This window comes from Nocardiopsis sp. MG754419 (assembly GCF_018207095.1).
Lineage (GTDB): Bacteria > Actinomycetota > Actinomycetes > Streptosporangiales > Streptosporangiaceae > Nocardiopsis.
The window spans coordinates 13,867-36,450 of the sequence record NZ_QOCZ01000041.1 but is presented as its reverse complement, the minus strand read 5'-3'; the positions used below and the strand labels follow the sequence as shown (position 1 = coordinate 36,450).

Sequence of the window (22,584 nt, the reverse complement as noted above, 5' to 3'; positions counted from 1 at the left end):
CCCCCTACCCGGGCCACCACTACCCGCAGCAGCGCCCCGAGGGGCACGCGCCGCCCGCGCACTACCCGGCCCCCTACCCGCGGGCCGACTACCCGGCCGTGCCGCACTACGCGCCGCCGGCCCACTACCCGCAGCCGCAGCCGTTGATGACCTACCCCAACGCCTACCCCGCGCCCTACCAGCCGCCCGGCTACGTCATGCCGGGGCAGCCCGTGGTCTACCCGGGCCAGTTCCACCCCTACGGCCAGCCGGTCCAGCACATCATCGTGCTCAGCGCCGGGCAGCAGCCGCAGGTCATCACCGCGGAGTCCGCCGCCACCCTGTTCGCCGAGCGTGCCGAGACCACCTCCGAGGAGGTGCGCTCCGACAAGGCGCTCACCGGGGCGGAGCCCGAGACCGACGGCGGCGAGAGCACCGACGGCGCCGACCAGGAGGCGAACGCTCCGGAGGCCGGCCAGGCCGCCTCCGAGCAGGCCCCCGCCGCGGCCCAGGGCGCGACCGACACCGCCCGCACCGAGGTCGCCGAAGCCGTCTCCGAGGTCCTGCGCGACTCCAGGAACGACCTGCTCAACGAGGCGCTCGCCGGTCTGGCCATGCGCGACCTCTCCCTGGTCGACGCACTGCTGGAGATGGTCGAGGAACTGGAGACCGACGCCCAGGACCCCGACCTGCTCGACAAGCTCTTCCAGATCGACAACTTCGCGACCCGCATGCGGCGCAACGGGGAGAACTTCCTGGTGCTGACCGGTCACGATGGTGGAGAGTCCGACGCCCACGACGAGATCGTCCCGCTGCTCGACGTCGCACGGGCCGCCACCTCGGAGATCAAGGACTACCCCAGGGTCAGCCTGGGCAAGCTCCCGCAGACCTCCATCACCGGTCTGGCCGCCGACGACATCAGCCACCTGTTGGCCGAGCTCCTCGACAACGCCACCGCGAACTCGCCCGAGCACTCCCAGGTGGTGATCAGCGCGCAGGAGATGGACGGCGGGCGCCTGATGATCGTCGTCGAGGACGAGGGCGTGGGCATCCCCGACGCCCAGCTGGTCGAGCTCAACCACCGTCTGAACGGCGAGCCCGTCCTGGACGACGAGGTGCCCAAGCACATGGGTCTGTACGTGGCCAGCCGCATCGCGCGCAAGCACGGCCTGCAGACCCGCCTGGAGTCCCGTTCCTTCCGCGGCATCAGCGCCTACACGATCATCCCCCGGGATCTGCTCCGCGTGGCCACCCCCCGGCAACCCGGACGGTCGCGCACCTCCACGCCCCCGACCACGAGTACTCCAGTGAACCCGACACCGGCGTACGACGGCCGCGCCGACGGCGGCGCCGTCAACGGCTCCAGTCGTGCCAAGGCCGCGCCCCCCGCGCAGAACTCCGGAGGGAGCTCCTCGGTCACGGCCGCGGGGCTGCCCCGGCGGAGCGCCACACCGCACGGCTCCCCGCTTCGGATGCTGCCCCACCCCAAGGCGCTCTCCGACAACCCGCCCCCCATGCCCAAGCGGGACAACACCCCGCCGCGGCTCACGGGCGAGGCACGGGCCGAGCAGATCCGCGACGAGATCGGCGACTTCCTCGACGGGGAGCGTGCCGCCCGCGATGGCGACGAACTCGAGGGCGACAAGGAATGACGTCCAAAGATAGGGCCCGCACTCCCGGGCGCGGGCCCCTGATCCCCCCAGTGAACACGACACTCGGCCGAGGCAGGTAGAGCACAAGCATGACTGAACCCAACAACGACAGTGTCGAGAACTTCTCCTGGCTCATCGACCGGTTCGTCCGGGACGTGCGCGGTGTCGAGCACGCCGTGGTGGTCTCCTCCGACGGCCTGGTCCTGACCCACTCCAGCGACTTCCCGGAGGAGCACGCCGAGCAGCTCGCGGCCATCGCCAGTGGTCTGCACAGCCTCGCGGTGGGCGGCGCCAACCTGTTCCAAAGGGGGGAGTGCGAGCAGCTGCTCGTCCGTTTCAACCACGGCCACCTCTTCATCATGGCCATCAGTGACGGTTCCTGCATGGCGGTGCTCACCGCACCCGGTACGGAGCTGAAGATCGTCGGTTTCCAGATGTCCAAGCTCGTGGACAACGTCGCCCACGTGCTCACGCCGCAGCTGCGCTCGCAGCTGCGCGAGGTCATCCAGAACTGACGGCGGCGTGTTCCGTAACGGTTCAGCAGGAATGAGGTTGCCTCGGCTATGAGCTTCCGAAGGCGAAGGAGTAACCGTGTCCGCCCGTTCACCTTCACGGGTGGGCGCACACGGTCGCGGCATCCGCTGATGGTGCAGACACTGGTCTCGACATCCGAGCCCGGGCAGGACCCTCCTGGCACCCTCATGCCGGAGTCGATCAGTATCTACAAGCTGTGCCGGGAGACACGGTCTCTCGCCGAGGTCTCGGCCGAGTTGAACATCCCCCTGGGTGTGACCCAGGTCCTGGTCAGTGACCTGGCCGAGCAGGACCTGGTGTACATCCACCCGACCATCACCGGCAGCAGTCCGTCCGAAAATCAGGTTCTGGAGAGGGCTCTTCGTGGTCTCGAACGACTTTTCCAGTGACAGCAGGTCGAATCGCAAGAAGATGTCGAGCAAGATCGTCATCGCCGGTGGCTTCGGTGCCGGCAAGACGACCTTGGTCCGCTCGGTGTCGGAGATTCCACCGGTCACGACCGAAGCGATCATGACCGAGGCGAGCGTCGGACACGACGACACCTCGGTCACCCCGGACAAGACGACCACCACCGTCGCGATGGACTTCGGTCGCATCACGATCGACGACGAGCTGGTCATGTACATGTTCGGGACACCGGGTCAGGCCCGGTTCTGGTTCATGTGGGACGATCTCGTGCGCGGCGCCGTGGTCGTGGTCGACTGCCGTAGGCTCGCGGACTCCTTCGACGCCGTCGACTACTTCGAGACGAGCAAGCGCATCCCCTATATCGTGGCGCTCAACAAGTTCGAGGGGCGCCTCGACTACACCTCCGATCAGGTCCGTGAGGCCCTGGAGATCAGCCCGGAGGTCCCCATCATCGACTTCGACGCCCGGCACAGGATGTCCGGCGGCGACGTTCTCAAGACGTTGCTGCGGTACGCCCTGGAGCACAACCGGGCGAGCGAGCCCGTCGCCTGACGGGTGGGGAGCTCGCGGACCCCCGTTCTCCCCACGACCCGTAGATTCCCCAGGAAAGTTAGCGACACATGCGCAAGATCCTCATCGTCGGCGCGGGTCACGCGGGCCTGCACCTGGCCCACGGGCTCCTGACCCATGGTTACGACGTCACGGTGATCACGGGGCAGTCATCGACGGAGATCAGGACGGGACTCTGCTCGATCGCCCAGTTCACCTACCCCACCGCGCTGGAGCACGAGCGCAGCTTCGACCTCGATTTCTGGAGCGCTCTGGCACCGCAGATCAGGCGGCAGAAGCTCTTCATCTATGGCAAGGACGCCCCCGCGGCCGTCGTCCAAGGCGCCTCGCACCCCAAGAACGGGTACTCGGTGTCGATCGACCGTCGGATCAAGATGGCCGACTGGTTGGAGTTCTTCGAGGACCGGGGCGGCAAGGTCGTCATCCACGGTGTGACGGTGACCGACCTGGACTACTTCTCGCGAATGTTCGACCTGATCGTCGTCGCCGTCGGTCACGGTGAACTGGGTCAGCTCTTCGACTACGACGAGAGCCGGTTCAGCGGCGCCAGGCCCAGGGCCATCGCCCAGGCCCACGTCTACGACGTCTGGCCCGACCCGGACGAGAACGACGACAACATGGGCTGGGCCGTCACGGCGGAGGGGGCCGGCAACCTCATGCTGACCCCGATGCTGGCCCAGGAAGGCCCCTGTCACAACCTGCTGCTCGTCGACCGCAAGGGCGGTCCGATGGACGCCTGGCCGGACCGGCCCGGCCAGGAGGAACAGCTGCGCAGGATGAAGGATCTCCTGCGCAACTACGCCCCGCACACCTTCGAGCGCATCAAGGACGCCCAGCTCATCGACGGCCGCAGCACGCTGATCGAGGAGTTGACCCCGCAGGTGCGCAACCCCGTGGGTCGGCTTCCCTCCGGCGGCAAGGTCCTCGGCATGGCGGACGTCGTCGTCACCATGGACCCCTACACGGGTCAGAGTTGGAACAACTCCACGCGGTGCGCGCACGCTTACCTCGAGGCGATCCTCGAACGCGGCGACGGCACTTTCGACGAGGAGTTCCTGGTTTCGGCCTTTGAGCGCTTCTGGGAATTCGGTCAGGCCAATCAGATGTGGGCCGAGTTCGCCTCCACTTTGTGGGAGTCGGACCCGCCGCCGCACCTCGGTCTCGTCCTGGAGGCGGCGGTGAAGTACCCGGAGATCGGCGACCGTTGGATCCAGGGTTGGGACGACCCTTCCGACTTCCGGAATTGGCTGTTCGACCCGGACGCCGCCACCCAGTACGTGCAGGAGGTCCGCGCCAGGCACGGCGACTGAGGCGTTCTGCGGCTGGATCGACCGCCCGGTGCCCCCGCGGTACCGGGCGGCTCTTTTCGTGCGCGTTTTATGGGTGTGACCTCTTGATATAAGGGGTCCGAATCGTGAGTCCGAAACATCACTCCTCATTGTCAGGTCTTGTAGGGAAGCGTTACGCTCTTTCGGGTTGGTGCCCGTTCATCCCTTCTGGGTATCAGCAGGTTTTGGCCACCCTTGGGAGCTATTTTCGGGCACGCCGTTGATGTTCGAAAGTCTCCTCAGCCTTCGGTGACGATGAGCCTTCCGTGCAGGTGCACGGGTGTGGAGGATGAACTTCGCTCCTTGAGGTGCGCCCGTGACGTGTGAGAGCGAAAGGCGATGATCGTGAGCGGTGGTTCGGCCGAAGCCCCAGGTCATCCCTCTTGGGAACCCATCGCGATCGTGGGGATGGCGTGTCGCCTGCCCGGCGCCGGTGACCTCGGTTCCTTCTGGCGCCTGTTGGGCGAGGGGCGCGAGGCCATCTCCTCGCCCCCCGAGCGTCTCGGAGGCGGAGCGGCCGAACGCGGGCCCGCGTGGGGCGGCTACCTCCACGACGCCGAGTGGTTCGACGCCGCCTTCTTCGGGGTCTCGCGCCGTGAGGCACCGGCCATGGACCCCCAACAGCGCATCATGCTGGAGATCGGCTGGGAGGCCGTCGAGAACGCCCGGATGGCGCCGCGCACACTGCGCGGCTCGCGCACCGGGGTGTTCGTCGGCGCGATCAACTCCGACTTCGCTCTGTTGCAGGACCGCGGTGGGTCGGAGGCCATCACCCACCACACCCTCACCGGCACCCACCGCAGCATGATCGCCAACCGGCTCTCCCACACCCTCGGGCTGCGCGGACCCAGCCTCACGGTGGACTCGGGGCAGTCCTCGGGGTTGGTCGGTGTCCACCTGGCCATGGAGAGCCTGCGGCGCGGCGAGTCCGACATCGCCCTGGCCGGAGGCGTCAACCTCATCCTGGTCCCGGAGAGCACCGAGGGCGTGGCCCGTTTCGGTGGGCTCTCGCCCACGGCGCGCAGTCACACGTTCGACGCCCGCGCGGACGGTTACGTGCGGGGCGAGGGCGGCGCCGTGGTGGTCCTCAAGCCGCTGAGCAGGGCCCTCGCCGACGGCGACCGCGTCCACGCCGTCATCCACGGCGGGGCCGTGGAGCACGCCGGTGGTGACGCCTTCCTCACCAGGCCCACCGTCGAGGGTCAGGCCGCCGTGATGCGCGCCGCCTACGCCGACGCGGGCAAGCCCCCCGGCCAGGTCGCCTACGTGGAACTGCACGGGACCGGCACCCCGGTGGGCGACCCGGTCGAGGCCGCCGCGCTCGGCGAGGTCTTCGCCGACGAGCGAGAGGAACCCCTCCGCGTCGGTTCGGTCAAGACCAACGTCGGCCACCTCGAAGGCGCGGCCGGCATCATCGGACTCGTCAAGACCGTGCTCGGGATCGACCACCAACAGATCCCGCCCACCCGGAACTTCGAGCGACCCAACCAGGGCATCGACCTGGAACGTCTGGGCCTCAGCGTGCAGACCCGGCGTGAGCCCTGGCCGCGCCACGCCCCTCTGGCCGGGGTCTCCTCCTTCGGTATGGGCGGCACCAATTGCCACCTCGTCCTGGGTCCCGCCCCCGTCAACGACCGCGGTACGGCGGCGGCGTCCCCCGTGCCGGTGCCCAACCCCGTCCCGTGGGTCCTGTCGGGTCGGACCGAGGAGGCGCTGCGCGCCCAGGCCTCGGCGCTGCACGCCCATGTCTCCACCCACCCGGGGAGCGACCCCGCGGACATCGGATACTCCCTGATCACCACCAGGGACGTCTTCGAGCACCGGGCCGTGCTGTTCGTCTCCGGGGAGGACGGCACCCGTGAACTGGAATCGGTCCGGTTCGAGGGCGGCCCCCTCACCACCGGCCAGGGTCCGGTCCTGCTCTTTCCCGGGCAGGGCGGACAGTGGACGGGCATGGGACGGGAGCTGCTCGACGGCGAGGGGGTGCTGGCCGACGCGTTCAACGCCCGGCTGCTGGAGTGCGAGAGCGCCCTGGAACCCTTCGTGGACTGGTCGCTGGTGTCGGTGCTGCGGGGGGAGACCGACGCCCCCCACCTGACCGGGCCGCTCGCCCGGGTCGACGTCGTGCAACCGGTGCTGTGGGCGACCATGGTCTCCCTCGCCCGGGTATGGGAGACGCTCGGTGTGCGCCCCGCCGCCGTGATCGGGCACTCGCAGGGAGAACTGGCCGCGGCGTGTGTGGCCGGCGCGCTCGAACTGGAGGAGGCGGCCCGTGTCGTGGCGATGCGCAGCCGCGCGCTGTCCTCGCTGAGCGGCGGTGGCGGCATGGCCTCCCTGAGCCTGTCGGCCGAGCAGGCGGAGGAACTGACCGCCTCGCTTCCCGACCTCCACGTGGCCGCGGTCAACGGGCCCACCTCCGTGGTCGTCTCGGGTCACCCCGACTCGCTGCGGGAGGCGGTCGAACACTGTGTGGACATGGGTGTGCACGGTGGACTGGTGGACGTGGACTACGCGTCGCACTCTCCCCACGTGGAGCGGATCCGACCCCTGGTCACCGACTCCCTGGAGCGGGTGCGCTGGAGTTCGCCCCGCACCCCCCTGTACTCCACGCTCACCGGGGCCGCGCTCGGCAGGACCCCGCTGAACACCGCCTACTGGTATTCGGCGCTGCGCAACCCGGTCCGGTTCTCCGACGCCATCGAGGCGTCGATCGCCGACGGCCATCGCATCTTCATCGAGGTGGGACCGCACCCGGTGCTGGCGCACGGCGTCAAGGGCTCGCTCGAACGGAGCGGCGTGACCGGCAGGGTCCTGGAGACCCTGCGCCGGGACGCGGGCGACCAGGCCCAGTTGCTGACGGCCGCGGCCCAGGCGTTCACCGCCGGCATCGACGTCGACTGGTCGATCCTGTTCGAGGGCACCAGCGCCCGCCGCACCGACCTGCCCACCTACCGTTTCCAGCGGGAGCGGTTCTGGCCCGAGCGTTCGGTCGTGGACCGCGCGCTCGACGAGCGCGAACTCTCCGCCGCCGGGTCGACCGAGACGACTCGTGAGCCCGGTTCCGGACCGGGGACCGAACGCACGGAACCCGTCCTCGACCTGGTCCTGCGCCACACCGCCCGCATCCTGGAGCAGGACGAGCTCGGCCCGGGCGAACAGGAACGGGCCTTCCGGGACCTGGGCTTCGACTCCATCATGACCCTCGAACTGGGCGACGAACTGGAGGAGGCGACCGGGGTCCGTCTGGAGGACACCGTCCTCTTCGAGGTGCCCACCCCCACCGCGTTGGCCGCCTATCTCGTCGACGAGCTGGACACGGACGAGATCTTGGTGACCGGCGAGGGCGAGGCCTCCGACGAGGAGGAGGTGTCGACGGCACCGCGACGCGCGACGGTCGAGACCGTGGCCTCGCGCCCACCGGAGGACGACCCCATCGCCATCACGGCGATGTCCTGCCGTCTGCCCGGGGGAGCGGACTCCCCGGAGAAGCTGTGGCGCCTGGTCCACGAGGGCGTGGACGCCACCGGCGACTTCCCGCTCAACCGCGGCTGGGACCTGGAACGTCTCTATGACCCCGAGCCGGGGCTGCCCGGACACACCTACACGCGACGGGGCGGGTTCCTGTACGACGCGGACCTGTTCGACGCCGGCTTCTTCGGGATCTCCCCGCGCGAGGCCGACGCCATGGACCCCCAGCAGCGCCTGCTCCTGGAGACCTCCTGGGAGGCGATCGGCCGGGCCGGCCTCGACCACCGCGACATCCGGGGCGACCGCGTCGGTGTGTTCGTCGGCGCCATGCCCACGGACTACGGGCCCCGGCTCGCCGACCCCGCCCACGGCGGTGACGGCGGGTACCGGCTGACGGGTTCCACGCTCAGCGTCGCCTCCGGACGCATCGCCTACTTCCTGGGTCTGCACGGGCCGGCCCTGACCATCGACACCGCCTGCTCGTCGTCCCTGGTCGCCATCCACCAGGCGGCCCAGGCGATCCGCCGCGGCGAGTGCGAGATGGCCCTGGCCGGTGGCGCGACCGTCATGGCCTCTCCCGGCATGTTCCTGGAGTTCTCCGCCCAGCGGGGGCTGTCGGCCGACGGTCGCTGCCGTGCCTTCGGGGCCGAGGCGGACGGAACCGCGTGGGCCGAGGGCGCCGGTGTGCTGCTGTTGGAGCCGCTCTCCCGGGCCCGCCGGGCCGGGCGGCCCGTGCTGGCGCTCCTGCGGGGGAGCGCGGTCAACTCCGACGGGGCGAGCAACGGTCTGACCGCGCCCAACCGGCGCGCGCAGGAAGAGGTCATCCGGGCCGCACTCGACGCCGGTGGGACCCGAGCCGCCGAGGTGGACCTCGTGGAGGCGCACGGGACCGGTACCCGTCTCGGCGACCCCATCGAGGCCAAGGCGCTCATCTCCGTCTACGGGGAGTCCCGCGACGCCGAGACCGAGCCACTGCGTCTGGGCTCCCTCAAGTCCAACATCGGGCACGCCCAGGCCGCCGCGGGCGTGGCCGGCGTGATCAAGATGGTCCAGGCCCTGCGGCACGGGCGCGTGCCCCGCACCCTGCACGCCGAGGAGCCCTCCCCCCAGGTCGACTGGAAGGACAGCGGCGTGCGCCTGGTGTCCGACGACGAGCCCTGGCCGGACACCGGACGTCCTCGACGCGCGGCGGTCTCGTCCTTCGGTATCAGCGGCACCAACGCCCACCTGGTCCTGGAAGGGGTGACGGATGAGGGGCCGCCCGTGTCGCTCGTCGAACCGCCCTTCCAACGCCGCCGCCACTGGGTGGAACCGGTCAGGGTGGCGGCGATCCCCGCGGAGCCCGAGCCGACCCCCGACCTGTTCGACGCCGGCCTGGAACTGGTGGACGGGCGCAGGGTCTTCTCCGGGACGATCGGCGACCGGTCCCACCCCTGGGTGGAGGACCATCGGTTGCTCGGGCGGACCGTGCTGCCCGGCACGGCTCTGCTCTCCCTGGCCGCCCACGTCGGCGCCCACAGCGGCGCCCGCCGGGTCGGGGAGCTGACACTGGAGAGCCCCCTCATCCTCGCCCGTGGGAAACCGGCCGACCTCCAGGCCGTCGTGGAGCGCGCGGACGCCCAGGGACGCCGTGCCGTGTCCCTGTACTCGCGCAGCTCCACGAACGACGCATGGGTCCGGCACGCCACGGGCCTGCTGGAGTCGGACGGTCCGGTGCCCGAACCCGGCGCGGGAGCGTGGCCACCGGCGGGCGCGGTCGAGGTGGAGGGGTTCGATCCGCAGGAGGGCTACGCCCGGCTGAGCCGGCGTGGTTACGCCTATGGTCGCCACTTCCAGGGACTGGAAGCGGTGTGGCGGCGCGGTGAGACCCTGTTCGCGCGAGTGCGGGCGCACTCCGGCGCGGACGGTGGAGCCTTCCACGGACCGCACCCGGCGCAGCTCGACGCGGCCCTGCACGCTGTCCTCCTCCTCGCCGAAGAGGAGGGGGAACTCCTGGTCCCGTTCTCCTGGAGCGGTGTCCACCTGGCCGACCGGGGCATCGGATCCTCGTCCGAACTGCGGGTCGGCCTGGAACGCGCGGCCCCGGGGCGCTACCGCCTCACCGCGGTCGACGAGCACGGACACCGCCTCGTCGAGGTCGAGGAGCTCGCGCTGCGACCGATCGGCGCGGACGGCCTGCCCGCGGCCCCGGGAGAGGAACCGCGCCCGTACGTGCTGGGCTGGGAGGAGACCGACACACCTCTCCTCGGCCGGCCCGTGCCCAAGGGGCTGCCGTCGTTGGAGACGCTCGACCTCGAAGGGCCGGTGCCCGACGTCGTCTACTGCGAGCTGCCCGCGACCGCCCTCTACTCGGGGGAGACCGCCGTTCCCGAGGCCGTCCGCGAGGGGCTGCGATCGGCCCTGGAGTCGGTGCGCGCCTGGCTGACCGACGAGCGCACCGACCACGCGCGGCTGGCCGTGGTCACCTGGCGTTCGGTGGTGGCCCTGCCCGAGGACCGGCTGAGCGGCATGGCCGCGGCCCCCGTCTGGGGTCTGCTCCGGTCGGTGCAGAAGGAACACCCCGACCGCGTCGTGCTCGTCGACTCCGACGGTTCCGAGGCCTCGCACGGGGTCATGGTCGAGGCCGTCGAACTGGGGGAACCCCAGGTGGCCCTGCGGGCCGGTCGGGTCCTGACCCCGAGCCTGACCCTGGTCGAGGGGGCCGAGGCCCCCCTGCCCCCCGGGCCGGCCTGGTGCCTGGCCCGCGGCGGCGGTGACCCCGCGGATCCGACCGTCGGCCCGGCCATGGCGCCGGTCGCCGCCGCGCGTGCGCCGCTCGGCGACCACGAGGTACGTGTGGCCGTGCGTGCGGCGGGGGTCAACCCCGGTGACGCCCGGTCCGAGGCACTGGGCATGGGCGACGTTCTGGGTTCCGAGGCCGCCGGCATCGTGGTGGACCGTGGTCCGCAGGTCCGGGACCTGGACATCGGGGACCGCGTGGCCGGTCTGGTGCCGGGCTCCTTCGGTCCGATCGCCGTCGCCGACCGGCGACGCCTGGTCCGGCTGCCGGACACCTGGGACTTCCTGGAGGGCGCCGCCACGCCGCTGGCCGCCTTCTCCGCCTACTACGCGTTGGTCGACCTCGCGTCGCTCCGCCCCGGCGAGAACGTCCTGGTCCACACCGGTACGGACCCGATCGGTCTGGTCACGGTCCGGCTCGCCCTCCACATGGGGGCCGAGGTCTTCGCGATCGCCCCGCCCCACCTGCGGTCGACCCTGGCCGCATGGGGCGTGCCCGAGGAACGGTTCCTGTCCGAGGACGCCGAGGACCCCCGCGAGACGCTCCTGGACGTCAACGGTGGCCAGGGAATGGACATCGTCGTCTGCGCGGGGTCCGGCACCGCCGTCGACACCGGGCTCGGTCTGCTGCGGTCGCCCTCCGACGGTGGGGGGCCGGGCGGACGGCTGGTGGAGATCGGCGGTTCGCGGTCCGAGGAGGCCGAGGACCTGGCCTGGGCGTATCCGGGGCGGTCCTACCTCGCCCTCGATCCGTTCGACGTCGAGCCGACCCGGGTCGGTGAGATCCTCGAACGCGTCGTTCGGATGCGCGCGTCCGGAGAGGTCGTGACCCCGAGGGCCGTTCCGTACCACATGCGCGAGGTCCGGGAGGCGTTGGCCTCCGCGTCGCGCGGCGAAGCCGGCAAGCCGGTGCTGGTCCTGCCCGCGCCCTTCCCACAGGACGGAACGGTCCTGGTCACCGGGGGCACCGGAACCCTGGGGCACCTCATCGCGCGACACCTGGTCACCGGTTACGGTGTGCGTCACCTGACCCTGGTGAGCCGGAACGGCGCCGGCACGCGGGGACAGGACGAGCGCACCACCGAACTCCAGCGACTGGGCGCGCGGGTCGACGTGGTCTCCTGCGACGTCGCCGACCGGGACGCCGCGGCCTCGTTGATCGCGAGGGTCACCGCGGAACGGCCTCTCCGGGCCGTGGTGCACACCGCGGGCGTGCTCGATGACGCCACCGTGCTGTCGTTGGACGACGAGCAGTTGGAGACGGTGCTGCGCCCCAAGCTCGACGCGGCCTGGAACCTGCACGAGCTCACGGCCGACCTCGACCTGGGCGCGTTCGTGCTGTTCTCCTCGATCACGGGGCTGCTCGGGTCGGCCGGGCAGGCCAACTACGCGGCGGCCAACGCGTTCTGTGACGCGCTCGCCCACCACCGGCGCGAACGCGGGCTCCCCGCCCTCTCCCTGGCCTGGGGCCTGTGGGAGGAGTCCAGTGGGATGACGGGTCACCTGGACGACGCCGACCTGGGCGTGCTCCGCCGGGGCGGACTGCTGCCGATGCCCTCCGACCGCGCACTGCTGCGCTTCGACGAGGCACTGCACCTCGGTCTGCCGGTCATCGCCCCCGCCGCGCTCGACACCGAGGCCGACGCTCCGCCGCCGGTGGACGACGGGCCGTCCGACGCGACCACGGGGACCACGCCCGGCGCCGCCGACCCGGAGGAGGCCCCGTTGTCCCCGGCCCGGCTGCTGGGGATGGCCGGGCCCGAACGCGACCGCCTCCTGCTCACCCACGTCCGCGCCCACACCGGTGCGGTCCTGGGTCACGGAGGCGGCGGAGACGAGATCGAACCCGAGCGGCCCTTCCGGGAGCTCGGGGTGGACTCCCTGACCGCGATCGAACTGCGCAACCGGCTCAACAAGGCCTCCGGGCTGCGCCTGCCCGCGACGGCGGTGTTCGACCACCCCACCCCGAAGGCACTGGCACGACTCATGGTCCGGTTGACCACCGCGGAGGCCGAGTCCGACCCGGTGCGTGCCCGGGTGCCGGCCCAGGGGGGATCGGAGCGCGCCGGGACCGGCGACGACGTTCCGGTCGCCGAGGACACGGACTCCGGAGACATCGATTCCATGGACGTGGACGATCTGCTGAATCTCGCCCTGGGTGCGGAGGACAGCCCTCCCGGTCGCGAGTCCGACGGTGAACAGGAGACGGCCGATGGCCACCGATAGCGACCAGAGCGCCAAACTCGTCACGGCCCTGCGGTCGGCCCTGAAGGAGAACGCCCGCCTGCGCGACCGGGCACGTGACCTCGACACCCGGTCGGACCCGATCGTGATCGTGGGGATGGGCTGCCGGCTGCCCGGCGGGGTCGACTCGCCCGAGGCGCTCTGGCGGTTGGTCTCCGAGGGGCGTGAGGCCCTGAGCCCCTTCCCGACCGACCGTGGTTGGGACCTGGAGGCCCTCCTCGGTTCCGAGGAGGCGGAGGCGCTGTCCGCCATGGACCAGGGCGGCTTCCTGGACGGAGCCGCCGATTTCGACGCCGCGTTCTTCGGGATCTCCCCGAAGGAGGCCGCGGCCATGGACCCGCAGCAGCGGCAGTTGCTGGAGGTGTCCTGGGAGGCGCTCGAACGCTCCGGGATCGACCCCTCGTCCCTGGCCGGGACCAACACGGGCGTGTACATGGGCGTCACAGCGGGGGAGTACGGGCCGCGTCTGTCGGACGGCCCCGAGGAGGGCCACCTGTTGACCGGCACCACTCCCAGTGTGGCGTCGGGGCGGTTGTCCTACCTTCTGGGGCTGGAGGGCCCGGCGCTGACCGTGGACACCGCATGTTCCTCGTCCCTGGTCGCCGCGCACCTGGCCGTGCGGGCCCTGCGGGAGAGGGAGTGCGACCTGGCCCTGGTCGGCGGCGCCGCCGTCATGGGCTCCGCGGGGGTCCTCGTGGAGTTCACCCGTAAGCAGGGTCTGGCCCCCGACGGCCGATGCAAGGCCTTCGGGGCCGGGGCGGACGGCACCGGGTTCGCCGAGGGCGCCGGCGCGGTGGTCTTGGAGCGACTCTCCGACGCGCGGCGACTCGGCCATCCGGTCCTGGCGCTCCTGCGCGGGACCGCCGTCAACCAGGACGGCGCTTCCAACGGGCTGACCGCCCCCAACGGCCCGTCCCAGGTGCGCGTGGTGCGCGCCGCCCTGCGCGACGCCGCGCTCGACCCCGCCGACGTGGACGCCGTCGAGGGACACGGCACCGGGACCACCCTGGGCGACCCCATCGAGGCCCAGGCGTTGATGGAGGCCTACGGCCCCGGCCGCGACCGGCCGTTGCTGCTGGGGTCGCTCAAGTCGAACATCGGCCACACCCAGGCCGCCGCCGGCATCATCGGCCTGGTCAAGACCGTGTGCGCCGTCCGCGCCGGCGTCGTTCCGCCCACCCTGCACGCGGACACCCCCTCACCGCACGTGGACTGGGACACCGGGACGGCGCGGGTCGCCACCACCGCCCACCACCTGACGGACCTGGACCGACCCGCCCGCATGGGGGTGTCCTCCTTCGGGATCAGTGGTACGAACGCGCACGCCATCGTGGAGGCGGCGCCGCAGGACCCCGAGACGCCCGCCGCCGCGGACACGACCCCCGACGTCCTTCCGTTCGTGCTCTCGGCCCGCACCGAGGCGGCTCTGCGGGAACAGGCCGTGCGTCTGCGCGCGCGTGTGCACGTACCCGAGGGGGTTTCGGCGACCGAAGGTTCCGAGCGGGACGAGACCCCGACTGTGACTCCTGGGGCGCAGGGGACCTCCGAGGTGCTCGCCGCCCCCTTCTCCCTGACCTCCCTGGCCCACACCCTGGTCTCCGGTCGCGCCCGGATGGAACACCGGGCGGTGGTTCTGGCCACCGACGCCCACACCCTCGACACGGGTCTGGCCGCCCTCGCCGACCACGTCCCCGCGTCCCACGTGACGCGCGGTCGTGCCGCCTCCGGTGGGGTCACCGCCTTCGTCTACTCGGGCCAGGGCTCCCAACGCCTCGGCATGGGCCACGACCTGTACCGGGCCCACCCCGTCTTCGCCAAGGCCCTCGACGCGGTGGTCGACGCCTTCGACCGTCACCTGGACCGCCCCCTGCGCTCGGTGATGTGGGCGGAGGAGGACACGCCCGAGGCCGCGCTGCTCGACGAGACCCTCTACACCCAGGCGGGCGTGTTCGCGGTCGAGGTCGCCCTCACCCGTCTGCTGGAATCCGCCGGCGTCGTTCCCGACTACGTGGTCGGGCACTCCATCGGTGAGTTGGCCGCCGCCCACGTGGCGGGCGTGTTCTCCCTGGAGGACGCCGTCGAGCTGGTGGCCGTCCGCGGCCGCATCATGCAGGACCTGCCCGAGGGCGGCGTCATGGTCGCCGTCCAGGCGGGGGAGAGCGAGGTCCGTCAGGCCCTCGCACGCGCCAAGGGCGTGGTGTCGATCGCCGCCGTCAACGCCTCGGAGGGGGTGGTGCTCTCCGGAGAGGAGAGCGCCGTGCTCGGAGTGGTGGAAGGCTTCATCGCCCAGGGGCGGCGTACCCGGCGACTGCCCGTCCGCCGGGCCTTCCACTCGGCCCTCATGGACCCCGTCCTGGCCCCCTTCGCGGACGCCGCCGACCGGGTCGCCCTGCACCCACCCAGGATCCCCGTGGTGTCCAACCTGACCGGGCAGCGGGCCGGTGCGGAGATCGCCACCGGCGCCTACTGGGTACGGCACGTCCGTGAGACGGTCCGCTTCGGTGACGGTATCGGCCACCTGCGCGAGGAGGGGGTGACCGAGTTCGTCGAAGTGGGCCCGGACGGCGCCCTCACCTCCATGACGCAGGCCGGTCTCGTCGGTGCCGAGCACGCCCGCGTCACCGCCCTGCTCGACGGGTCCCGTCCCGAGACCCACGAGCTCACCGCGGGGCTGGCGGCCCTGCACACCCGCGGGACGCACGTGGACTGGTCCGCGTTGCTCCCCGAGGCCCGGACCCTCGCCGACCTGCCCACCTACCCCTTCGAACGCCGGCGGTTCTGGATGAACGCGCCGTCGGAGGGACGTGTGGTGGTCGAGACCGGAGGCGGCGCGCCCGAGACCGCCCCCGCGCCCGCGGTCCGACTCGACCTGTCCGCCATGGACGTCCACGAACGCACCGAGACGCTCCTGGACCTGGTGCGCGGTGAGACCGCCGCGCTGCTGGGCCACGCCTCGCCCCGTGACGTCCTCGCCGACCAGGGGTTCCTCGACATGGGCCTGGACTCGCGAGGGGCGGTGCGGCTCGGCGTGAACATCAGCGCCCTCACCGGCCTGGAGGTCTCCGCCACCACGGTCTTCGACCACCCCTTCCCCCGCGTGCTGGCCGAGCACCTGGCGGGCGAGTACACGGACACGCGTGAGACCGACCCCGCCTCCGAGGAGGAACGTGTGCGGGCCGCCCTGGGGCGCGTACCGATGGAGGCCCTGCGCGCCGCCGGACTCCTGGAGGCCGTGCTCGCCCTCGACCCGGGCGCCGCGACCGCCGAACCGTCCACCGCGGCGGAGGACGGCCGGGTGGTCGACGACATGGACGTCGACGACCTGGTGCGCATGGTCTACGGCGACGGCTGACCCGCCGGCCCACGGCGCGAGCCGACCTTCACACATGACGGCGCACCATCCCCGCGCCGAGAACTTCGAGCGATCGAGGGACACGATGCACGACACTGCCGACGGACGTCCCGACGGCCGGGTGGTGGAGGCCCTGCGCGCCTCCATCAAGGACAACGAACGCCTCCGCGAGCAGAACCGGCGACTGACGGAGGCCGCCTCCGAACCCATCGCCATCACCGGAATGAGCTGCCGCCTGCCCGGCGGCATCGGCACGCCCCAACAGCTCTGGCGGCTGCTGGACGAGGAACGCGAGACGGTCGCGGACTTTCCCACCGACCGTGAGTGGGACCTGCGGGACCTCTTCGACGACGACCCCGAGCGGCCCGGCCACAGCTACGTCCGCCGGGCCTCCTTCCTCCAGGACGTCGCCGACTTCGACGCCGCCTTCTTCGGGATCTCGCCCAAGGAGGCCACCGCCATGGCGCCGCAGCAGCGGCTCCTGCTGGAGTGCGCCTGGGAGGCCCTGGAACGTTCGGGCAGCGACCCCACGAGCCTGCGCGGCAGCCGCACCGGCGTGTTCGCCGGCGTCATCGCCACCCCCTACGGGCCGCGCGCCGTGGACACCACCGACGGCAGCGCCGGGCACCTGGTCACCGGCACCGCGGCCAGCGTCACCGCGGGGCGGGTCGCCTACACCCTGGGGTTGGAGGGCCCGGCGATGAGCGTGGACACCGCCTGCTCCTCGTCCCTGACGGCACTGCACACCGCCGTGGAGTCACTGCGCCGCGGTGAGTGCGAGCGCGCCCTGGTCGGCGGGGTCAGCGTCGTCACCGACCCCTCGGAGTTCGCCGGACTGAGCGGCCAGCGCGCCCTGTCCCCCGACGGGCGCAGCAGGGCCTTCGACGCCGCCGCCGACGGCACCGGCTGGAGCGAGGGCTGCGGCGTGCTCGTCGTCGAACGGCTCTCCGACGCGCGCCGTCACGGCCGCCCGATCCTGGCCCTGGTGCGCGGCTGCGCGATCAACCAGGACGGCGCCTCCAGCGGCCTGACCGCGCCCAACGGGTCGGCCCAGCGCAAGGTCATCCACCAGGCCCTGGAGAACGCCGGGCTGGAGGCCGCCGACGTCGACGCCGCCGAGGCGCACGGCACCGGAACCCCGCTCGGCGACCCCATCGAGGCCCAGGCGATCATCGACACCTACGGTCGGGCCCGTACCCCCGAACACCCCCTGCTGCTCGGTTCGCTCAAGTCCAACCTCGGTCACACCGTCGCCGCCGCCGGGATCTCCGGCGTGATCAAGATGGTGCTCGCGCTCCGGCACGGACGTCTGCCCCGGTCCCTGCACCTGGACACCCCCACCCCGCGCGTGGACTGGTCGGCCGGTACCGTCGTGCCGCTCCAGGAGGCCCACGACTGGCCGCGCCGTGACGACCACGTGCGCCGGGCGGGCGTGTCCGCGTTCGGCATGAGCGGTACCAACGCGCACACCATCCTCGAGGAGGCGCCCCGGCCGGAGATCGTGGAGGAAACGGACACCGACCCTCGGACGGACCCCGCACACACCACGCGTCCGGTCGACGCCCCCGTCGCCTGGCCGCTGTCCGCCCGCGGAGCCGACGCGCTCGCCGCCCAGGCCGCGCGCCTGGCCGACCACGTGGAGGCCCACCCCCACCTGCGCCCCGCCGACGTCGGCCACACCCTCACCACCGCGCGCGCCGACCTCACCGACCGTGCCGTGGTCGTGGGCGAGGACGCCGACGCGCTCGTCGCCGCCCTGCGCGCCCTGGCCGAGGGCACCGACCACGACTCCGTGGTCCGCGGTCGCGTGCGCGAGACCGCCCGCACAGCGTTGGTCTTCCCCGGCCAGGGCTCCCAGTGGGTCGGCATGGCCGTGCCCCTCCTCGACGCCGACCCCGCCTTCGCCGCCCGGATCGCCGAGTGCGAGAAGGTCTTCGCCCCCCACCTGGACTGGTCGCTCACCGACGTGCTGCGCGGTGCCCCCGACGCGCCCGGCCTGGAACGCATCGACGTCGTCCAACCCGTGCTCTTCGCCGTCATGGTCGCTCTCGCCGACCTGTGGCGGCGGCACGGACTGCGTCCCTCGGCCCTCATCGGCCACTCCCAGGGCGAGATCGCCGCCGCGCACGTGGCCGGGGCGCTCAGCCTGGAGGACGCGGCCCTGGTGGTCATCACCCGCAGCCGGTTGCTCACCGCGCTGGTCGGCAAGGGGGCCATGGCCGGTCTGTCGGTCTCCGCCGAGGAAGCCGCCGAACGGATCCGCCCCTGGGAGGGGCGCCTGGGCGTGGCGGTGATCAACGGACCCGCCACGGTGGTGGTCGCCGGTGACAAGGACGCCGTCACCGAACTCATCGCGACCTGCGAGGCCGACGGCGTGCGCGTGCGCCGCATCCACGAGGACGTCGCGGGCCACTCGCCCCACGTCGATCCCCTGCGCGAGGACCTGGTCACCGCCCTGGCCGGCATCACTCCGCGCCCCACCACCGTTCCGCTGTACTCCACCGTCACCGGCCAACGCGTCGACGGCGCCGACCTGGACGCCGCCTACTGGTTCGAGAACCTGCGCCGCACCGTCCGGTTCGAGCCGGGCATCCGTGCCTTGCACGACGCCGGGTTCAGCGCGTTCATCGAGGTCAGCGCCCACCCCGTCACCACCTACGGTGTCCAACAGACGGTCGAGGCGATCGGTGACGACACCACCGCGGTCCTGCCCACACTGCGCCGCGAGCACGGGAGCCCCACCGACGTCCTCCTCGCCCTGGCCCGCGCCCACGTGAGCGGTGTGGCCGTGGACTGGGCGCCCCTGTACGCCGTTCAACGCCCCCGACTCGTGGACCTGCCCACCTACGCCTTCCAGCGCAGACGCTTCTGGCAGGCCCCGGCCCGCTCCACCGACGTCGCCGGCGCCGGTGTCGACCCGACCCCGCACCCCCTGCTCGGCGCGGCCATCGAACTGCCCGACGAGGGCGGACACCTGTTCACGGGGCGGTTCTCCCTGCGCGAGCACCCCTGGCTCGCCGACCACGCCGTGGGAAGCACCGTCATCCTGCCGGGCGCGGCCCACCTCGACCTGGCCCTGCACGCCGCCGAGCACGTCGGCGCCGCCGGCGTGGCCGAACTGACGCTGAGCGCACCCCTGGTGCTGCGCCCCGACGAGGACACCCGTGTACAGGTCGTCGTCGGCGCGCCCGACCCCGACGGCCACCGGTCGGTCCGGGTGCGCGGTGGCGCCGGTGGGACGTGGACCGACCACGCCGAGGGCACACTCGCCCCGGCCCTGGCCTCCCCGGTCACGGACCCCGGTGTGTGGCCGCCCTCCGCGGCACCGGTGCCCGTCGACGACCTCTACCCGCGTCTGGCCGCCCGCGGCTACGGTTACGGACCCGTCTTCCAGGGGCTGCGCGCCGCCTGGCGCGACGGCGACGACGGCTGGGCCGAGGTGGCACTGCCCGAGGGCACCGTCGTGGACGGCCATGGCGTCCACCCCGCCCTGCTCGACGCCGCCCTGCACACCATCGCGCTCCTCGCCGACGAGGACGACAAGGTGCGGTTGCCGTTCAACTGGACCGGGGTGGGGCTGCACGCCACCGGGGCGACCTCGGTGCGGGTGCGCGCCACCCGGGTCGCGGAGGACGAGTACGCCCTCACCGTCACCGACGGAGCGGGACACCCCGTCCTGACCGCCGAGGCGTTGGAGGTCCGCGCGATCGCGCCCGACCGGATCGAGCAGGAGGCCCGCCGGGCCGTACCGCGCGAGCTGTACACCCTGACCTGGCCCGCCCTCGATCTGTCCGCGACCGCCCCGACCGACACCGCGTTGGCGGTGCTGGGCGCCGACCCCGCCGGACTCGCCGACGACCTGGCCCGCGCCGGGGCGCGGGTGCGCTCGGTCGACGGCGTCGACGACCTGACCGACGACGACACCACCGTTCTGGTCCCGTGCGTCTCGGTGCTGCCCGACCTCACCGACCTGTCCGGTGAGGCCCGCACCGCCCTGCACCGGGCCCTGGAACTGCTCCAGACCTGGTTGGCCGACGAGCGCACCGTCGACAAGCGGCTCGTGGTCGTCACCCGCGGTGCGGTCGCCACCGACGACGAAGGCGTGAGCGACGTCGTGCACGCTCCGCTGTGGGGCCTGCTCCGGTCGGCCCAGGTGGAACAGCCCGACCGGTTCGTCCTCGTGGACCTCGATGACGGCCCGGGCGAGGACGGCGTCGCCCGGTTGGCGCACGCCCTGGCCACCGGGGAACCGCAGATCGCCCTGCGCGGCGAGGACGCCCACGCGCCCCGGTTCACCCACGCCCACGTCCCCGACGACGCCGCCCCCGGCTCCTTCGCGGACGGCCGGGTCCTGGTCACCGGTGCCACCGGTGTGCTCGGATCGGCGATCGCCCGTCACCTGGCCGCCCGCCACGGGGCGCGTGACCTGCTTCTGGTCAGCCGTCGCGGTGAGGACGGTCCCGGAGCGGCCGCGCTCGAAGCCGAACTCTCCGAACTCGGCGCCGAGGCCACCTTCGTGGCCTGTGACGTCAACGACCCGGACGCCCTGGCCCGGGTCATCGACGCGTACCCGCCCACCGCCGTGGTCCACATCGCCGGGCTCATCGACGACGGTGTGCTCACGGCCCTGACCCCCGAGCGGATCGACACCGTCCTGCGGCCCAAGGCCGACGCCGCCTTCCACCTGCACCGGCTCACCCGGCACCTGGACCTGAGCGCCTTCGTGCTGTTCTCCTCCGCCGCCGGTGTGCTGGGCAGCCCCGGCCAGGGCAACTACGCCGCCGCCAACGCCTTCCTCGACGGGCTCGTGCACCACCGGCGCGCCCTGGGGCTCAGCGGCCAGTCGCTGTCCTGGGGCCTGTGGGATCGGCTCGGGGAGGCCGCGGCGCACCTGGCCGACACCGACATCTCCCGGCTGCGCCGCCTGGGCATGGCCCGCACCCTCGACCACACCGAGGGGCTCGCGTTGCTCGACGCGGCCCTGGCCGCGGGCGACCCGCACCTGGTCCCGCTGCCGCTCGACCTGGCGGCCGTGCGCTCCCGAGCCGCACGCACCGGCCAGCTGCCACCGCTGTTCAGGGCCCTGGTCCGCCCGCCGCGTCGTGCGGCCGTCGCGGTCGGGTCCACCGGCCCCGACCTGCACACCCTCGTGGGGGAGGACCGCGACCGGGCTCTGCTCACCCTGGTGAGCACCCGCACCCTGGAGGTGCTGGGGCGGGCGACCACCGAGGAACTCGACCCTGACCAGGACTTCCTCGAACTGGGCATGGACTCGCTCACCGCCGTGGAACTGCGCAACGAACTGCGGTCCGCGACCGAGCTGCGCCTGCCCGCCTCCGTGGTGCTCAACCACTCCACGCCCCGACGCCTGGCGGGTTTCCTGGCCGCCGAACTCCCCGAGGACGGCGCTCCGGCACCGGAGCAGGCGCCCACCGTCACCGACCCGATCGAGGGCGCGGTGCCGCTGTTCCGGGAGTCCTGCGTCCAGGGCCGCATCCGCGAAGGGCTCGCCCTCGTCCAGGCCGCGGCGCTCCTGCGCCCCACCTTCACCGGCCCCGACGACTTCGGGCCCCTGCCCCGGCCCGTCACCCTCGCCCGTGGACCCGTCCGGCCCCGCCTGGTGTGCCTGCCGTCCCTGGTGATGGTCTCCGGTGCCCAGGAGTACGCCCGCTTCGGCGCCTACTTCCAGGACCGGCGTGAGGTCGTGGTGCTGCCCCAGCCCGGGTTCACCCCCGGCGACCCGCTGCCCACCACCCTGGAGGCCGCGATGGAACTCCAGGTCCGTGCCGTCCTGGAGGTGGTCGGGGACGCGCCGTTCGTGCTGGTCAGCCGCTCCTCCGGCGGCTGGACCGCGCACGGGGTCACCACACTGCTGGAGAACCGTGGCCGGGCGCCCGAGGCGCTCGTGCTCATGGACACCCCGATGCCGGGCGAGCCCACCGCCGAACCGATCATCCAGGCCGGGGTGCTCGAACGCGAGACCCGCTTCGGTCTCATGGACGGCACCCGCGTCACCGGCATGGGTCGCTACATGGACCTGTTCGCCGACTGGGAACCGCAGCCCACCAAGGTCCCCACCCTGGCCGTGCGCCCGGGAGGCCCCATGCGCACCGCCGACGGCACCCTCATCGGCGGTGACGACTGGCGGTTCGAGTGGCCCCTGCGACACGACGCGGTGGACGCCGAGGGCGACCACATCAGCATGCTGGAGGAGCACGGTGAGGGCACCGCCGCGCTCGTCCACGCGTGGATCGAGGAGCGGTCGTCGTAG

Annotated in this window: 8 protein-coding genes; all 8 read left to right on the top strand. The window is 72.3% G+C overall.

Annotated features, from left to right (window positions below; genetic code table 11):
• Nucleotides 1-1,631: sensor histidine kinase KdpD (locus DSY14_RS10825; protein WP_249187667.1), on the top strand; the 1,631-nt coding region annotated here is incomplete at its 5' end.
• Nucleotides 1,632-1,720: 89 nt separating this feature from the next.
• A complete protein-coding gene (locus DSY14_RS10820) occupies nucleotides 1,721-2,146 on the top strand; it encodes a roadblock/LC7 domain-containing protein (protein ID WP_211716370.1) in 426 nt (141 codons plus the stop codon).
• 48 nt (nucleotides 2,147-2,194) lie between these two features.
• On the top strand, nucleotides 2,195-2,554 hold the full coding sequence (locus DSY14_RS10815) for a DUF742 domain-containing protein (RefSeq protein WP_211716369.1): 360 nt from the start codon (nucleotides 2,195-2,197) through the stop codon (nucleotides 2,552-2,554).
• A gap of 22 nt (nucleotides 2,555-2,576) precedes the next feature.
• Nucleotides 2,577-3,125: an ATP/GTP-binding protein gene (locus DSY14_RS10810; RefSeq protein WP_211716368.1), complete on the top strand. Its 549-nt coding sequence runs from the start codon at nucleotides 2,577-2,579 to the stop codon at nucleotides 3,123-3,125.
• Between the two features lie 68 nt (nucleotides 3,126-3,193).
• Nucleotides 3,194-4,453 (top strand): styrene monooxygenase/indole monooxygenase family protein, encoded by a 1,260-nt coding sequence (locus tag DSY14_RS10805; protein ID WP_211716367.1) that lies wholly within the window; start codon nucleotides 3,194-3,196, stop codon nucleotides 4,451-4,453.
• 357 nt (nucleotides 4,454-4,810) lie between these two features.
• A complete protein-coding gene (locus tag DSY14_RS10800; RefSeq protein WP_211716366.1) occupies nucleotides 4,811-12,943 on the top strand; it encodes a type I polyketide synthase in 8,133 nt (2,710 codons plus the stop codon).
• Nucleotides 12,930-16,313 carry a type I polyketide synthase gene (locus tag DSY14_RS10795; protein WP_211716365.1) on the top strand — a complete coding sequence of 1,128 codons (3,384 nt, stop codon included), beginning with the start codon at nucleotides 12,930-12,932 and terminating at the stop codon, nucleotides 16,311-16,313. Before DSY14_RS10800 ends, DSY14_RS10795 begins: the two co-directional genes overlap by 14 nt.
• Nucleotides 16,314-16,398: 85 nt before the next feature.
• Entirely contained in the window at nucleotides 16,399-22,584 is a 6,186-nt protein-coding gene (locus DSY14_RS10790; RefSeq protein WP_211716364.1) for a type I polyketide synthase, read from the top strand.

Bases quoted from the DNA above. Each gene is read 5' to 3' on its own strand.
- DSY14_RS10810 (WP_211716368.1), top strand. From the start codon at position 2,577: ATGTCGAGCAAGATCGTCATCGCCGGTGGCTTCGGTGCCGGCAAGACG.
- DSY14_RS10805 (WP_211716367.1), top strand. From the start codon at position 3,194: ATGCGCAAGATCCTCATCGTCGGCGCGGGTCACGCGGGCCTGCACCTG.
- DSY14_RS10820 (WP_211716370.1), top strand. From the start codon at position 1,721: ATGACTGAACCCAACAACGACAGTGTCGAGAACTTCTCCTGGCTCATC.
- DSY14_RS10800 (WP_211716366.1), top strand. From the start codon at position 4,811: ATGATCGTGAGCGGTGGTTCGGCCGAAGCCCCAGGTCATCCCTCTTGG.
- DSY14_RS10790 (WP_211716364.1), top strand. From the start codon at position 16,399: ATGCACGACACTGCCGACGGACGTCCCGACGGCCGGGTGGTGGAGGCC.
- DSY14_RS10795 (WP_211716365.1), top strand. From the start codon at position 12,930: ATGGCCACCGATAGCGACCAGAGCGCCAAACTCGTCACGGCCCTGCGG.
- DSY14_RS10815 (WP_211716369.1), top strand. From the start codon at position 2,195: ATGAGCTTCCGAAGGCGAAGGAGTAACCGTGTCCGCCCGTTCACCTTC.